The 14,978-nt window shown below is 74.6% G+C and carries 12 protein-coding genes; 6 read left to right on the plus strand and 6 right to left on the minus strand.

Annotation, left to right across the window (positions count from 1 at the left end; genetic code table 11):
• Window positions 1–22: 22 nt before the first annotated feature.
• A complete protein-coding gene (locus ACJ9NR_RS15830; RefSeq protein WP_275773589.1) occupies window positions 23–448 on the minus strand; it encodes a DUF3499 domain-containing protein in 426 nt (141 codons plus the stop codon).
• 291 nt (window positions 449–739) lie between these two features.
• Here ACJ9NR_RS15830 and ACJ9NR_RS15835 point away from each other — a divergent pair, with 291 nt between their 5' ends.
• Window positions 740–1,189, plus strand: coding sequence for a metallopeptidase family protein (locus tag ACJ9NR_RS15835; RefSeq protein WP_412488843.1), 450 nt, complete (start codon window positions 740–742; stop codon window positions 1,187–1,189).
• 48 nt (window positions 1,190–1,237) lie between these two features.
• Here ACJ9NR_RS15835 and ACJ9NR_RS15840 read toward each other — a convergent pair whose 3' ends face one another.
• From ACJ9NR_RS15840 to ACJ9NR_RS15850, 3 genes are all read right to left on the minus strand, one after another.
• Window positions 1,238–2,773 carry a DUF5719 family protein gene (locus ACJ9NR_RS15840; protein ID WP_412488208.1) on the minus strand — a complete coding sequence of 512 codons (1,536 nt, stop codon included), beginning with the start codon at window positions 2,771–2,773 and terminating at the stop codon, window positions 1,238–1,240.
• The gene (locus ACJ9NR_RS15845) at window positions 2,770–6,462 is read right to left on the minus strand and encodes a glycosyltransferase (protein WP_412488209.1); all 3,693 of its coding nucleotides are present in this window, start codon (window positions 6,460–6,462) and stop codon (window positions 2,770–2,772) included. The genes ACJ9NR_RS15840 and ACJ9NR_RS15845 overlap by 4 nt, the downstream gene beginning before the upstream one ends.
• A gap of 197 nt (window positions 6,463–6,659) precedes the next feature.
• Window positions 6,660–6,923, minus strand: a complete 264-nt coding sequence (locus ACJ9NR_RS15850) for a WhiB family transcriptional regulator (protein ID WP_003975777.1) — start codon at window positions 6,921–6,923, stop codon at window positions 6,660–6,662.
• Window positions 6,924–7,375: 452 nt separating this feature from the next.
• Between ACJ9NR_RS15850 and ACJ9NR_RS15855 the strand changes: the two genes are divergently transcribed.
• The 5 genes from ACJ9NR_RS15855 (at window position 7,376) to ACJ9NR_RS15875 (ending at window position 11,608) form a co-directional block, all read left to right on the plus strand.
• The gene (locus ACJ9NR_RS15855; protein ID WP_412488210.1) at window positions 7,376–7,510 is read left to right on the plus strand and encodes a hypothetical protein; all 135 of its coding nucleotides are present in this window, start codon (window positions 7,376–7,378) and stop codon (window positions 7,508–7,510) included.
• 129 nt (window positions 7,511–7,639) lie between these two features.
• A complete protein-coding gene (locus tag ACJ9NR_RS15860) occupies window positions 7,640–8,152 on the plus strand; it encodes a cysteine dioxygenase (RefSeq protein WP_412488211.1) in 513 nt (170 codons plus the stop codon).
• A gap of 33 nt (window positions 8,153–8,185) precedes the next feature.
• A complete protein-coding gene (gene cofD / locus ACJ9NR_RS15865; protein ID WP_412488212.1) occupies window positions 8,186–9,145 on the plus strand; it encodes a 2-phospho-L-lactate transferase in 960 nt (319 codons plus the stop codon).
• Entirely contained in the window at window positions 9,142–10,479 is a 1,338-nt protein-coding gene (locus ACJ9NR_RS15870; RefSeq protein WP_412488213.1) for a coenzyme F420-0:L-glutamate ligase, read from the plus strand. The genes cofD and ACJ9NR_RS15870 overlap by 4 nt, the downstream gene beginning before the upstream one ends.
• Before the next feature lie 88 nt (window positions 10,480–10,567).
• The gene (locus tag ACJ9NR_RS15875; protein WP_412488214.1) at window positions 10,568–11,608 is read left to right on the plus strand and encodes a DNA-3-methyladenine glycosylase family protein; all 1,041 of its coding nucleotides are present in this window, start codon (window positions 10,568–10,570) and stop codon (window positions 11,606–11,608) included.
• 644 nt (window positions 11,609–12,252) lie between these two features.
• Here the strand turns inward: ACJ9NR_RS15875 and manB are convergent.
• Window positions 12,253–13,335, minus strand: a complete 1,083-nt coding sequence (manB, locus tag ACJ9NR_RS15880; protein WP_412488215.1) for a mannose-1-phosphate guanylyltransferase — start codon at window positions 13,333–13,335, stop codon at window positions 12,253–12,255.
• A 161-nt stretch (window positions 13,336–13,496) separates the two neighbouring features.
• Window positions 13,497–14,957, minus strand: coding sequence for a peptidoglycan recognition protein family protein (locus ACJ9NR_RS15885; RefSeq protein WP_412488216.1), 1,461 nt, complete (start codon window positions 14,955–14,957; stop codon window positions 13,497–13,499).
• Window positions 14,958–14,978 lie beyond the last annotated feature (21 nt).

Raw genomic sequence — 14,978 nt, forward strand, 5'->3', positions numbered from 1 at the left:
GGGGACGAACGGCAGGACGCCGTCAGTTGTCCGGCGAGCGCAGTACGCGCAGGTGCCCGCGGCGCGCGACCTCCATCGGGTCCGCCGTGCGCCCACCGCCGCCCGCACCGGCCGCCCGCTCCTGGGGACGGGCCGCCTCGCGCACCGCGTTGGCAAGCGCTTCCAGGTCGTCACCGCTCGGGCGGGCCGGGGCGGAGCCGTCCAGCAGCCGCACGACCTCCCAGCCGCGCGGGGCGGTGAGGCGCTCGGAGTGCTCGGCGCACAGGTCGTAGCAGTGGGGTTCGGCGTAGGTGGCGAGCGGGCCGAGGACCGCGGTCGAGTCGGCGTAGACGTACGTCAGCGTCGCGACGGCGGGACGGCCGCAAGCGGTGCGCGAACAGCGACGTACAGGGCTCACGACGTTGGACGGTACCGCACTCTTGAGCGGGCCGCGACGACTCTCCCCCAGGTCACTCCACCGTGTCGTGCTGTGAATCGCCCCACACACCTCTCCGGCGCCACCCCACTGACCTGCGAGGACGCGCGTTCACAGGCCTTCGGGCAGCTCTGCGTCCGGTCAACACTCCGTACAAACACCGTCATTTGCCTCGCGATCGCCGGTCTCGGAGAGATACGGAATCGAGCCCAACCTTGGCTGGAATGGTCATCCTCCGACATGCCGTCCCGGGGGCCCGCGAGCGCCCGGCACACCGTGCGGGGCGCGGCGTGCGGTCCCGGCGGGGACTACGCTTCGTCAGTGATGGACAACCCCGTACCGCCCCGTGTCGCCGGCCCCGGGCCCCGCCGCCGTGATCGCCACGGCCGGGGCATGCGCGGCCCCATCGCGCCGCCCCAGGTGCCGCTCGCCGCTAGCCGCGCCGACGTCTTCGCGGAACTGGTGCAGGACTCCGTGGAACGGCTGGAACGACGGTGGCCGCAGCTCGCCGACATCGATTTCCTCGTCCTCGAGGTGCCCCGTCTGGACGGCCCCGGCCAGTCCTGGAACGACGAGGCGGTACCGCTGGGCGGCACGGTCCCCTCCCGGGACGGGCGGCCGGCCAGGGTGGTCGTGTACCGGCGGCCCGTGGAGATCCGCACCAAGGGCCGGGACGAGCGGGCGGCGCTGGTGCACGAGGTCGTCGTCGAGCAGGTGGCCGACCTGCTGGGGCTGACCCCGGAGACGGTGGATCCGCGCTACGGCGAGGACTGAGGCACGGACCGGCCGGTCACTGCCACCCCCGGCCGAGGCGCGGCGCCGTCACTTCTGCAGCACCGACAGGTCCTCGTCCGCCCGCGGCACCGCGACCGTCCCCCGGTCGTCCGGCAGGGTCTGGACCGTGAAGCCCGGAACGCCCTCCTCCGTGGCCGACAGGGTGCGGGAGGCGTAGACGGGGCCGCCGGACAGGGTCTCGACGGTCAGCGCGTACGTGCCCTTCAGGCCGCTGGGCACGGGGGCGTCGACGTCCTGGGTGGTGCCCGCCTTGATCGTGTACGTCCTGGTGGCGGCCGTGCCGGCCTCGCTGCCCGCGGAGGCGGTGACCCTCACCCGGGCGGTGCGGGTCGGCGCCGTGAGGGAGAGCGTGGAGTGCTTGCCGCTGTTGTCGGCGGCCGTCGCGCGCGTGCCCACCGGGCTCGTGGCCGGGATGAAGGCCGTCTCCTGCTTGCCGCCCTTGCCCCGCACGACCCGGAGCGCGGCGACGACCGGGACGGAGCTGTCGGTGGGGGTCAGGACCAGGGAGCCCGCCTCGCCGCGGGTGACGGGGCCGAGGTCGACGGCGGAGGTCATGCCCGCCTTCACGTGCAGCGTCTCGTTCCCGGCCGGGGTGATCAGGCCGGACGGCGAGGCCAGCCGCACCTTCAGGTCCGCGTCCGCGTCGCCGGGGGTGAAGGCGATCAGGCGCACGGAGGTGGCGTCCTTGGGGATGCCGGGCAGGACGAGGCTGCCTGTGGGGTCCGTGGACGCGGCCAGCCAGTCGCCGCCGAGCTTGTCGTCGAGGGCCTGCACGGCGGCGCCGACCCGTCCGCTGCGGACGTTCACGTGCACCGTGAGGTCGGTCTGCTTCTCGTCGGTGAGCGTGGACAGCAGGACCGGGTCGGTGGAGTGCGGCGGGACCGTGATGCCCTCCCCCACCGCGGACTCCAGGGTGCCGTTCTTGCCGTAGAGCTCGATGTCGACGACGGCGGCGGAGTCGTCGGGGTTGGTCAGGTGGACGTAGTCGGTGCGGGAGGCGTCGGTGCTGGCGCCCGGGAACCAGAACGAGGTGTCCGGCGCGGTGCAGTTGACGCCCTGGAGGCCGCGTCCGCTGCCCGCGGCGACCTCGGTGGTCTCCTGCACCGTCCAGCCGGGCGCGTACCCGCCCTCGGCCGTGCCGACGAACGCGGGCGTGTCGGAACCGGAGGTGTCGCCGGTGACCGGCTTCCCGGGCGCCTTCGGGGTGAGGACCGGCTTGGCCGCCTTGTCCGCCGTGCCGGTCTTCTTCTTCCCGCTCTTCTTGCCGTCCGTCCTGCCGCCGGTGCCCGAGGCGCCGGCCGACTGGCCCGGGGCGGCCCGCAGTTCGCCCGTGCCTCCGCTGCCCGCGCCCTTCGTGACCGGCGTGAAGGACGTGTACGAGGTGTCGGCGATGTCGGAGGTGCTGGGCGCCGGGCAGAGCAGGCTGGTGCGCTGCACGGGCAGCTCGGCGGCCGCCCTGGCGGGGTCCGCGCCGGAGGCGCCCGGCGCGGTGAGCGCGGCGAACCCCGTGACGGCGGCGAGTGCGGCGGTGCCGGCGATCAGCGAGATGGTGGTGCGGTTCACTGCTGACTCCCGTCGGGGCGCTCAGGGGCGTGCGGGTCGTACGCGGGGTCGTAGCCCTGCTGGTACGACGGGTCGTAGGCGTTCTGGTCGTACGCCCCCTGGGGCGCGTTGCCGTATCCGTACGGGTCGTACTGGCCGCTCTGGTACGGGTCCGCCTGGTACGCCTGGTCGTAGTCCGCCGGGTACTGCTGGGCGCCCGGGTACTGCTCGCCGTAGCCGTTGTACTCGGCGCCCGCGTAGGTCGACGGGTCCCACTCGTCGTAGGACTGCTGCTGCGGGACCGCGACAGGGGGCTCCTCCGCGGGCGGAGCCGGGGGTTCCTCTTCGCGGCCGGCCTCCTCGGCCTCCGCCTGGGCGCGCAGCCGGCGGGCCCGGCGGCCCTCGCCGGCCACGGCCTCCGCGGGGACGGCCGGCTCCTCGGGCAGGTCGTCGTCGACGTCGCGGCGCCGGCCGGGCAGGGCCAGGACCACCAGGACGACGGCGAGGAAGCCCTGCGCCCACAGCCACGCCGTGTGGGTGATCGGGGCGTCGTAGGTGACGTCCAGTCGGCCGCCGGACGCCGGGAGTTCGAAGCCCTGGGCCCAGCCGTCGACCGTGGTGCGGGTGAGCGGCTTGCCGTCCAGGGTGGCCGTCCAGCCCTCGGCGGCGGTGTCGGCGAGGCGCAGGACGCGGCCGCCCGGACCGGACGGGACCGTGGTGTGGATCTCGACGGGGCCCGCGGCGACCGGCAGCGCCGTCCCGGAGCCGGAGGTGATGGTGGCGCGCGCGACCTCCTGGTCGACCCGCCACAGGGCGCTGCCGTCCTGCTGGCTCAGGCGCGTCAGGCCGGGGGTGGCGTCCAGGACGCGGGTGATCCCGCGGGGGGCGCCCTTGTGGACGAGGACGTAGCGCACGGCGAACTTGCCCAGCTGGTCGGCCTGATCGGCCCCGGAGCCGGCGACGAGGTTAGCGACCACCTTGTCGAGGTGGCTGTTCTCGCCGTCGGCCGCGGCGGCCTCGGCGTCGCCGAGACGGGCACCGGAGCCGCGGACCAGGGTGTAGGCGACGCGGGCCGTGGAGTCGCTGTCGAGCACGAGCGTGCGGGCCTGGTCGCGGGTGCCGCTCTCCTCGGCGACGAACGCGGGCACCTGCACGGGGTCCCGCCGCTCGACCGGTCCGTCGGCGCCGCCGATCATCCAGCCGACGGCGAGGACCAGCGGGCCCGCGACCGAGGCGAAGGCGATCAGCGCGGCCACCGGCTGGCGCCAGCCGAAGCTCTGCTCGGCCACGCGCGTGCGCGCGCCGTCGGCGCCGAGGGTGGCGGCGGCCAGCAGGGCGATGCCGTAGACGAGGGTCGCGGGGCCGGCCCAGGCCGACCGGTTGGACAGGACCGCGAAGACGAGGCCCACCAGGGCGACGGCCCAGGCCGCCCGGATCCCGGAGAGGCGCTCGGAGCGCATCAGGGCGGCCAGCGCGGCCAGCACGATGCCGATGAGCATCAGCCCGCTGACCGTGCCCGGGCCGCCGGGGTCCGCGCCGAGCAGGTCGAGCGCGGAGGCGGCCGAGGGGCCGTAGTCCAGCCCGGCCTCCTGGAAGAAGCCGAACGGCAGCAGCGACAGCGACCAGGGCGCGAGGACCAGCAGCGGGGTGCCGAACTGGGCCAGGAAGCGCAGGCCGTGGGCGGGGAGGTCGGTGCGGCGCAGGACCAGCAGCGCGACGCCGAGGACCAGCGCGATCGGCCACACGATCGGCGTGAACGCCGTGGTGACCGTCAGCAGCAGCGCGTACGCCCAGGTGGCGCGCCAACTGCCGCGCGCGCCCGAGCTGTTGGCCAGGCCGGCGGCGGCGACGCCGGCGCGCGCGATCAGCGGAAGGAGGACCGCGAGGACCGCGGTGCCGATCCGGCCGCCCGCGAGGGCGCCCGTGGCGGCGGGCAGGAAGGCGTAGACGACGGCCGCCCACGCGCGCAGCAGGCGCGAGTCGACGAGCGGGCGGGAGGCGAAGTACGCGGTGAACCCGGCCAGCGGCACGGAGCACACGAGCAGGACCGTGACCGCGAGCCCGGTCGAGCCGAACAGCACGGAGGCCAGCATCGCCACGATCGCCAGGTACGGCGGCGCGGCCGGGGTGCCGCCGGCGCCCACGGCGTGCCAGGAGTCGGCGTAGCGCGACCACAGCTCGCCGGAGTCGGCCGGGGCGGGCAGCAGGGCGCCGCCCGCGAGCGCGCCGCCGCCGAGCAGCTGGCGGCAGGCGACGAGGGAGACGAACAGCAGTATCAGGAAGAGCATCGGGCCGGGCTTGCGGCCGACGCGCTTGAGGCGGGCGAACTGCTCTATCTCCAGGAACTCGGCGTCGTCGCCGCCGGGGCCCGACTCGACCGCGCCGCCGTGCCGTCCGGCGCCGGAAGTCACCTCGGGGTCGGAGCGCCCGACGAGGTTGCCCGCGGCCTGCTCCACGGTGGCCCGTACGGTCGCGCCGGGCGGCGGGAACAGCGCGCGCAGCTCCTCCTTGTCGATCTGCGGGCGCCCGCGTCTGCGCCGTGCCGCGATGATCCGCTCGGGGCGCAGCAGCGTGCCCAGGAGGCCGCGGATCTCGTCGACGGCCTGTCCGGGGACCTTGCCGACGAGGTAGGCCACGGTCCGCATGAGCGTGCCGAGGACCAGGCGCAGCAGCACCCAGGGCAGCACGGCCGTACGGGCGTTGACCAGGAGGGTGTAGACGGCGCCGGCCTTGTCGACCTTGTGCGGGGAGGCGGCGGTGCGGCCCACGCAGTCGACGGTGCGGCGCTCGCGGGAGGCGGCCTCGGCGTGTCGTACGACCGCGTCCGGAGCGATCAGGACACGGTGGCCGGCGGCGTGGGCGCGCCAGCACAGGTCGACGTCGTCACGCATCAGGGGCAGCCGGCGGTCGAAGCCGCCGAGCTGTTCGAAGACGTCGCGGCGGATCAGCATGCCGGCGGTGGACACCGACAGCACGGTCCGTACGTGGTCGTGCTGGCCCTGGTCCTGCTCCCGGCGGTCCAGACCCGTCCAGCGGCGGCCGGAGTTGGCGATGCTGACACCGACCTCCAGGAGCTGGCGGCGGTCGTACCAGCCGCGCAGCTTGGGGCCCACGACGGCCACGTCGTCGCGGCCGAGGTCGAGTTCGTTCTCCACCACGCGCAGGAGCTGGGCCAGGGCACCGGGTTCGGGAGCGCAGTCGTCGTGCAGCAGCCACAGCCACTGGACCGGCTCTCCGTGCGGGAGTTCCGGCATGTCGTAGGCGTCGTCGCGCCAGGAGCGGGTGACCGGGTCCCAGCCGCTCGGCCGCTTCAGGTAGGGCAGCTCCTCCGGGGTGAGGAGCGGGGCGGTGCGGGCCGCCTCCTCGACGGCCTGGCCGAAGCCGGTGCGCCGGGCGAGGTGCAGGACACGGTCGGCGCCGAGGGCGTCGGTGATCAGCCGCGCGGAGTCGTCGGCGCTGCCGGTGTCGGCCGCCACGGCGTACTGGACGGGGCGCTCCTGGTCGAGCAGCCCGGTGAGCACGTCGGGCAGCCAGCGGGCGCCGTCGTGGGAGACGACGACCGCTGTCACCACGTGACGTGGAAACTCGGGCGGGCGGGTGGGGTCGAACTCCGCCTGGCGGGCGGGGTCGAACTCCGCCTGGCGGGTCGGGTCGAACCCTGCGGTGGCAGCGACGCCTTGCTGGGCTGCCGTGTGGCTGTGCACGGACATCGAGGTACGGGCCCCGGTTCGATGGACTGCGGTGGACGTCTGTGCCCCGTGGGGGCGACGAGGCGCCTCGGACGAGCGACCACACTATCGGCTGGGCATGACGGCGGCCCGCCGCCTGTGGACAACCACCGGCGACGGGCCGTTCGGACGGGGAGGGCGGGGGAGTGCGAGGCCCCCGGGCCGGACGGCGGCCGTCTTCAGACGGCCGCCTTCTTCAGGCGGCGCCGCTCGCGCTCGGACAGGCCGCCCCAGATGCCGAAGCGCTCGTCGTTGGCGAGGGCGTACTCGAGGCACTCGGAGCGGACCTCACAGGCGAGGCAGACCTTCTTGGCCTCGCGGGTGGAGCCGCCTTTCTCGGGGAAGAACGACTCGGGATCGGTCTGGGCGCACAGCGCGCGCTCCTGCCAGCCGAGTTCCTCGTCCGCGTCGTCGACCAGCAGTTGCTGCACCAGCTCGGTCATGTGCGCCCCTCGTCTGTCTTTCGCGTCCCCGTGATGTAGCCGTTACCGATCCCGGCTGAACGACACGAGTGAAATTACAAGTGTGCTGCTCCGGGCGAGTCAAGCCGAGATCTGCTATTGGGCCCCTTATTCACTCTGCGGAACCAAGGCCATGCGGAAAGTGTTCAAATCGGCATAAACCTTGACATGCAGACGGGGCCCGGAAGGGCGGCCACCCCCGTGCAGAGCCTGTACGGGGAAGGACGCCCGTAGATCCGATCTCGTTCCACGCGTCTCCCGAAGCAAACCGGATCACAGTCGGATCACGGGATCGCAACGAGGCTTGTGCGCCCGGTTGTGCGCCATGTGTCCCGGAAGTCGCATGCACAAACCTTTCGTCGTGGACATGGACCGGATGAGGTGAACCGCGTCCCATATGGCGGGCGTCGAGTTGACACTGAAGGAGTGACCCGATGTCCTTTGGGCATGCTCGCGAACTCGGCACCCGCCTCGACCCGCACGACCGGGTCCCACGGTGCTGCCCGCGCTCGCTGCAGCTGTTGTTGCTGTTCCAGCTGTTGAGCCGCACGCGCTCCGGCCGCCTCTGAGTCCGTCCCGACCCGGCTGCCGTCCCCTCCTTCGACGCCCCACCAGGGCATCCCTGCCGTCCGCGGTCCCGGCGGACGGTGGGCGACCCCAGCCGGCCCCCACTTCCCGCCGAGGAAACACCGCATCCCATGAACAGCGACAACGACCTCCAGATCGCCGGCGACATCCTCGAAGTCCCGCACCTGCTGCAGCCCCCGCGCGAACACCCGGCCACCGTCGCCGAGTTCGTCGGCCTGGCCCGCTCCGTCGCCGCGGACCGCGCGCAGTGGCGGCACCTCGTCCAGTACGACGCCACCACGCGCTGGTACCACCGGCTGCGCACCGGACCGGGCTACGAGGTGTGGCTGCTGTCCTGGGTGCCCGGCCAGGGCAGCGGACCGCACGACCACGGGCGTTCCTCCGGGGTGCTGACCGTCCTGGAGGGCACGCTGACCGAGCGCACGCGGCGGGGCACGCGCGCGCTGGCGGCGGGCGCCCAGAAGGTGTTCGCGCCGGGGTACGTGCACGAGGTGGTCAACGACGCGCTGGAGCCGGCGGTCAGCCTGCACGTCTACTACCCGGGCCTCACCGAGATGCCGATGCACACCACGTGCGCGGCCGCCCCGGCGGCGTACGACGAGGTCGACGCGGTGACCGCCTGACGCGCTGTCGTACCCGCCTGTAAGACTGGGCCCATGCGCATTGTGGTTCTGGCAGGCGGCATCGGCGGTGCCCGGTTCCTGCGCGGCCTGAAGCGGGCCGCGCAGGACGCGGACATCACCGTCATCGGCAACACCGGGGACGACATCCACCTCTTCGGGCTGAAGGTCTGCCCCGACCTCGACACGGTGATGTACACGCTCGGCGGCGGCATCAACGAGGAGCAGGGCTGGGGGCGGGCCGAGGAGACCTTCCACCTCAAGGAGGAGCTCGCGGCCTACGGCGTGGGGCCGGAGTGGTTCGGCCTCGGCGACCGGGACTTCGCCACGCACATCGTGCGGACCCAGATGATCGGCGCCGGGTATCCGCTCAGCGCGGTCACCGAGGCGCTGTGCGACCGGTGGAAGCCGGGCGTGCGGCTGATCCCCATGACGGACGACCGGGTCGAGACGCATGTGGCCGTCGAGGTCGACGGCGAGCGCAAGGCGGTGCACTTCCAGGAGTACTGGGTGCGGCTGCGCGCCTCGGTGCCGGCCGAGGCGGTCGTGCCCGTGGGCGCCGAGCAGGCGAAGCCGGCTCCGGGCGTGCTGGAGGCGATCGCGGAGGCGGACGTCGTGCTGTTCCCGCCGTCGAACCCGGTGGTCTCCGTCGGCACGATCCTCGCGGTGCCCGGCATCCGGGAGGCGATCGCCGACGCGGGCGTGCCGGTCGTCGGCCTCTCCCCCATCGTCGGGGACGCGCCCGTGCGCGGGATGGCCGACAAGGTGCTCGCGGCGGTCGGCGTGGAGTCGACGGCCGCGGCGGTGGCCGAGCACTACGGCTCGGGGCTGCTGGACGGCTGGCTCGTGGACACCGTGGACGCGGGGGCGGTGGAGCGGGTCGAGGCCGCCGGGATCCGCTGCCGGGCCGTACCGCTGATGATGACCGATGTGGAGGCGAGCGCCCGGATGGCACGCGAGGCGCTCGCGCTGGCGGAGGAGGTGCGGCCGTCTTGAGCGGCGGGACGTCCGGGGGCGCCGCGGCGGCCGGCGGTGTGCCGGGCTACCGGGTCTGGGCCGTGCCCGGGCTGCCCGAGGTGGCCGCGGGCGACGACGTCGCCAAGCTGATCGCCGCCGCCGAGCCCGGTCTCGCCGACGGCGACGTCCTGCTCGTCACCTCGAAGATCGTGTCCAAGGCGGAGGGACGCGTCGTCGCGGGCGCCGACCGCGAGGCCGCCATCGACGCCGAGACGGTACGGGTCGTGGCGCGGCGCGGGAACCTGCGGATCGTCGAGAACCGGCAGGGCCTGGTGATGGCCGCGGCCGGGGTCGACGCCTCCAACACCCCGCCCGGCACGGTGCTGTTGCTGCCCGAGGATCCGGACGCGTCCGCCCGCGCGATCCGGGACGGCCTGCGGAACGCGCTCGGCGTCGAGGTCGGGGTCGTCGTCACCGACACCTTCGGGCGGCCGTGGCGTTCGGGGCTCACGGACGTCGCGATCGGCGCCGCGGGGGTGCGCGTGCTCGACGACCTGCGCGGCGGCACGGACGCGTACGGCAATCCGCTCGGCGCGACGGTCGTGGCGACGGCGGACGAGCTGGCCGCGGCCGGTGATCTGGTCAAGGGCAAGGCCGCCGGGCTGCCCGTCGCCGTGGTGCGCGGGCTGCCGCACGTGGTGACGCGGGACGACGGGGAGGGGGCGCGGGCCATGGTGCGCGGCGGACGGGACGACATGTTCCGGCTCGGGACGTCGGAGGCCGTACGGACGGCGGTGACCCAGCGCCGTACGGTGCGGGCCTTCACCGACGAACCGGTCGATCCCGGCGCCGTACGGCGGGCGGTCGCCGCGGCCGTGACGGCGCCTGCGCCGCATCACACGACGCCGTGGCGGTTCGTGCTGCTGGAGTCCGCGGCCGCGCGGAGCGGGCTGCTGGACGCCATGCGCGACGCCTGGATCGCCGATCTGCGGCGGGACGGCAAGAGCGAGGAGTCCATCGCCAAGCGGGTGCGCCGGGGCGACGTCCTGCGCAACGCGCCGTATCTGGTGGTGCCGTGCCTCGTCATGGACGGCTCGCACACGTACGGGGACCCGCGGCGGGACGGTGCCGAGCGGGAGATGTTCGTGGTCGCCGCCGGCGCCGGGGTGCAGAACTTCCTGGTCGCGCTGGCCGGGGAGCGCCTGGGGTCGGCATGGGTGTCGTCGACCATGTTCTGCCGGGATGTCGTACGGGAGGCGCTGGGGCTGCCCGCCGACTGGGACCCGATGGGCGCCGTCGCGGTCGGGCATCCGGCCGGGGAACCCCGGCCGCGGCCGGAGCGGGACGCGGGGAGCTTCATAGAGGTCCGGTGACACGCGCGCGCGTGCGCCTACTCTCTTAGGGCCCCTTCCCCGTGCCCCACGGGGTTCCTCGTTCCTCTCCTCTCCCGGGACTTCCTTCATGGCAGGACGGTTCGCTCCGCGGCCCACCCTCCCCCACGGCCGAAAAGGCGTGGGGGGTGCCCCTCCGCCCGTGCGGGGCGGGCAGGCCGGCGTTCCCGCGCGCGGGGTGCCGCGGCAGGCGGTGGCGCCGGGCCGGACGCGGACGGTGGTGCCGGAGGGGCCGCTCGACCTCGGGCTCGTGCTGGGGCCGCTGCGGCGGGGACCGGGCGATCCGACGTTCCGGGCGACGCCCGACGGAGCCGTGTGGCGGGCCAGCCTCACCCCGGCCGGGCCGGGGACGCTGCGGGTCGCCGCGAAGGGCGGTGCCGTACGCGGGGAGGCGTGGGGGCCGGGGGCCGAGTGGCTGCTGGAGCGGCTGCCCGGGATGCTCGGGGCCGGGGACGACCCGGCCGCCTTCACGCCCCGGCACCGGCTGGTGGCGCTGACCCGGCACCGGCGGCCCGGGCTGCGGCTGACGCGCACCGGACTGGTGCTCGAGTCGCTGATCCCGTCGATCCTGGAGCAGAAGGTCACGACCCTGGAGGCGTACCAGGCGTGGCGGCTGCTCGTGCGCAAGTACGGGGAGCCGGCGCCGGGGCCCGCGGCGGGCGGGCGGCTGTGGGTGATGCCGGGGCCGCGGACCTGGGCGCTGATCCCGTCCTGGGAGTGGCACCGGGCCGGCGTCGACAACAAGCGGGCGTCGACGATCCTGCGGGCTGTGCGGGTCGCCGCGCGGCTGGAGGAGGCGGCCGGGATGGAACCGGCGGCCGCGCGGGCGCGGCTGGAGCTCGTGTCCGGGATCGGCCCGTGGACGTCGGCGGAGACCGTGCAGCGCAGCCACGGGGCCCCGGACGCCGTCACCGTGGGGGATCTGCATCTGCCGGGCATCGTCGGTTGGGCGCTCGCCGGGGACCGGGACGCGGACGACGCCATGATGCTGGAACTGCTCGAGCCGTACGCGGGCCAGCGGCACCGGGCGGCCCGGCTGATCCTGCTCAGCGGCCGGACCCCGCCGAGACGCGCGCCGCGCATGCCGAAGGGCGACATCGGACGCCTCTGACCGCCGCGCCGGACAGGCGCGGCCCCCGGCCGGGCCGCCCGGCCGGCCATCTGGCCATCCGGCCATGGGGCGCCGACGACGCCACTGCCCCGGCGCACACCACGCCATGACGTCCCACACCCCACCCCGCCACGGCGAGCGCCCCAGCGGTCCGACGCGGATCGGACGCCCCTGAACGCTGTCCCGGGGAGGCGGACCCGCGGCCGGGCCGCCCGGCCGGCCATCTGGCCATCCGGCCATGGACACGCCAGACGACGCCACCGCCCCGCGCACACCACGCCGGGACGACACCCCACGACGGACGCCACCACGACACGCCGCCACGCCAGAACGGCACCACGACGGACGCCACCACAACACACAGCCACGCCGCCACGCCCCCACGCCCCACGCCCCCACGCCCCCACGCCCCCACGCCGCACCAACGAGCGCCCCGGGCGGCCCGACGGGCATCTGACGCCTCCTGCCCCGGCCCTTGAGGGGGCCAGGGCCGTACCCCGTGCCCCGCAGCCGCCAGCCGGTGGCGCGGAGCGGCACAGGGCCGCGCCGAGCGGTGCCGGACGTGTGGTTGGTTCTGGCGGCCGTGGTCGTGGGTGGGTTCGGCGGGGGCGCCAGGACGGGCGTCCCCGCCGCGGGGACGTGCGTTACCGGTCGGAGGAGAAGCGCACCGAGCCCGCGGGGATGCGGGCGTCGCACCACACCCGTGCTCCGTCGCGCAGTTCGTTGTCGGCGCCGATGACCGCGCCGTCGCCGATGACCGTGCCGGTCAGGACGGAGCGCTCGCCCACGCGCGCGCGGGTGCCGATCAGGGAGTCGGTGATGACGGCGCCCGGTTCGATGACGGCGCCCGGCAGGATCGTGGAGCCGAAGACGCGGGCGCCCTCCGCGACGAACGCGCCCTCGCCCACCACCGTGCCGCCCGTGAGCTTGGCGTCGGCGGCGACCCGGGCCGTCGGCAGGACCAGGCGGTCGCCGCAGCGGCCGGGCACGGCGGGCGACGGGGCCCGGCCCAGGACGAGGTCGGCGGAGCCGCGGACGAAGGCCGCCGGGGTGCCGAGGTCCAGCCAGTACGTCGAGTCGACCATGCCCTGCAGATGGGCCCCGGCGGCGAGCAGATCGGGGAAGGTCTCCCGTTCGACGGAGACCGGGCGGCCCGCGGGGATGGTGTCGATGACCGAGCGGCGGAAGACGTACGCCCCCGCGTTGATCTGGTCGGTGACGATCTCCTCCGGGGTCTGCGGCTTCTCCAGGAAGGCGAGGACGCGGCCCGTCTCGTCCGTCGGGACCAGACCGTACGCGCGCGGGTCGGTGACCCTGGTGAGGTGCAGGGAGACGTCGGCGCCGGTCTTCTCGTGGGTGTCGACCAGGGCGCGGATGTTCAGGCCCGTCAGGATGTCGCCGTTGAAGATCAGGACCGGTTCGTCGGGCCCGGAGCGCAGCCGGGAGGCGACGTTGCGGATGGCGCCGCCGGTGCCGAGGGGCTCCTCCTCGGTCACGTACTCGAGGTGCAGGCCCAGGGACGAGCCGTCGCCGAAGTGGGGTTCGAAGACCTCGGCCAGATAGGACGTCGCGAGGACGATGTGGTCCACGCCGGCCGCTCTCGCTCTCGCCAGCTGGTGGGTGAGGAACGGGACGCCGGCCGCCCGGACCATGGGCTTCGGGGTGTGGACCGTAAGCGGCCGCAGCCGGGTTCCCTTGCCGCCGACCAGGAGGATCGCTTCTGTCACCTGTCGTCTCTGCTTCCTGCCGGGACCGGCCGAACTGTTTTTCGGCCGGCAAGTGTGTGCAGATCGTCGTGGCGCCTTCGACGGCCGTGCGGTGGTGCGCGGTTCCACCCGGTGTCCCCCGAATGGCGTGCACGTGGTCCCCGCACGCCCCCTGCCCGGCGCTAGCGCCCCTGGTAGCGCGCCGCGGTCGTGCGGGCCGTGCCGAGCCTGCGGTAGAGCTGCGTGCCCGGACACGCCGTGGCGTAGCCGTCGCGGTGGCCGGAAATCACGTGGAGACGTACTTTCTTTCCTTTTCGGTAGAGATTGCCACCCCCCGACTTCAAATATGTCCTTCCACGCGGATTGGCGCCGTAGAGGCCAAGCTTCCAGGCGGTGAGCCGGGAGACGGCGCGCAGCGCCGCGGCGGGCGGCCTGTGGGAGCCGAAGCTGCCGATGACGGCGACGCCCATGCTGTCGGTGTTGAACCCGAGCGTGTGGGCGCCGAGGACGGCCTTCGCCACGCCCCCGGCGCGCCCCTCGTAGATGTTTCCGCACTTGTCGACGAGGAAGTTGTAGCCGAGGTCGCGCCAGCCCATGCTCGTGACGTGGTAGCGGTAGATACCACGGATGACGGACGCGGCCTGCGAACAGCGGTACCCGTTGCCCGACGAGGTGTGGTGGACGAACGCGACCTTGACCTTCCTCGTGTAGACGAAGCCCTTCTCGCGCAGCCTCTCGTTCGCGCCCCAGCCGTGGCGGGTGATGATGCGGGGCCGCGGCCCGATGTACGGCTTCGCGCGCTGACCGGCCGCCGGCTCGCCGCCGCCCAGGGTCTGCAGCTCCCTCTCGGTCGCCGTCCGGCTCAGCGCGGGGATCTCGGTGGCGCCGAGCGGGGCGAGGCCGGCGTTGGCGGCGGAGGCGGCCCGTTCCTCGGCCGCCCCGGCGCCGAGGGCACCGGGGCGGGGAACGCCGGCCGGCGCGGCGTACGGCGCGGCCTGCGCCCCGCCCTCCCCTTCTGCCTTCCCGCCCGGGTCGACGAGTTCCAGCCGCAGCCCCGAGGGCAGCGCGGAGGCGGGCGGGGCGGCGCGGGTGCCGGGTGCGGGGGTCGCGGTACGGGGCGCGGTACGGGGCGCGGCCTCGGCCCGGATCCGGACCTCGACCCCGTCCGAGTCCCCGACCCACAGCGGTGCGGTGGCACCGTGCACGCGTCCGGAGCCGCGCTCGGGGGTGCCGGGGTCGGCAGCGTCGTCGTTGTGCGTCTCGAGGTTCCGCCAGCCGGACCAGACGCCGGAGCCGGCCGCGCGGGTGCGCACCTGTACCCGGCCGTGGAGTTCGGTGCCCGGGTCGTCCCAGACGACCCCGACCATGGAGAAGTGCCGTACGTCGCGGCGGGTCAGGCCCAGTTCGCCGGCGGCCGGGGAGCCGACGGCACGGTCGCGGGCACCCGGGCCGAGCGGGTGCAGCGGCAGCGACCGGGTGCTCCCCGGAGGGTCGTGCCGGACGGCGGCCGGCCCTGATCCGTCGCGGCTCGCCGCGGGGCGTGCGGTCGCCGCCGCGGCGGGCGGCGCCGGCGGCAGAGCGAGGGCGGTCGCACAGGCGACGCCGACCGAGGCGGCGATCGAGGAAGCAAGAAGTCGACGCATGACCATGATCTTTCGCAAAGC

Origin of the sequence: Streptomyces sediminimaris (assembly GCF_047049295.1) — a bacterium.
Classification (GTDB): Bacteria; Actinomycetota; Actinomycetes; order Streptomycetales; family Streptomycetaceae; genus Streptomyces; species Streptomyces sediminimaris.

Coding starts and splice junctions, on each gene's coding strand:
- ACJ9NR_RS15835 (WP_412488843.1), top strand. CDS start 740: ATGGACAACCCCGTACCGCCCCGTGTCGCCGGCCCCGGGCCCCGCCGC.
- ACJ9NR_RS15845 (WP_412488209.1), bottom strand. CDS start 6,462: ATGTCCGTGCACAGCCACACGGCAGCCCAGCAAGGCGTCGCTGCCACC.
- ACJ9NR_RS15850 (WP_003975777.1), bottom strand. CDS start 6,923: ATGACCGAGCTGGTGCAGCAACTGCTGGTCGACGACGCGGACGAGGAA.
- ACJ9NR_RS15855 (WP_412488210.1), top strand. CDS start 7,376: ATGTCCTTTGGGCATGCTCGCGAACTCGGCACCCGCCTCGACCCGCAC.
- ACJ9NR_RS15860 (WP_412488211.1), top strand. CDS start 7,640: ATGAACAGCGACAACGACCTCCAGATCGCCGGCGACATCCTCGAAGTC.
- cofD (WP_412488212.1), top strand. CDS start 8,186: ATGCGCATTGTGGTTCTGGCAGGCGGCATCGGCGGTGCCCGGTTCCTG.
- ACJ9NR_RS15875 (WP_412488214.1), top strand. CDS start 10,568: ATGGCAGGACGGTTCGCTCCGCGGCCCACCCTCCCCCACGGCCGAAAA.
- ACJ9NR_RS15885 (WP_412488216.1), bottom strand. CDS start 14,957: ATGCGTCGACTTCTTGCTTCCTCGATCGCCGCCTCGGTCGGCGTCGCC.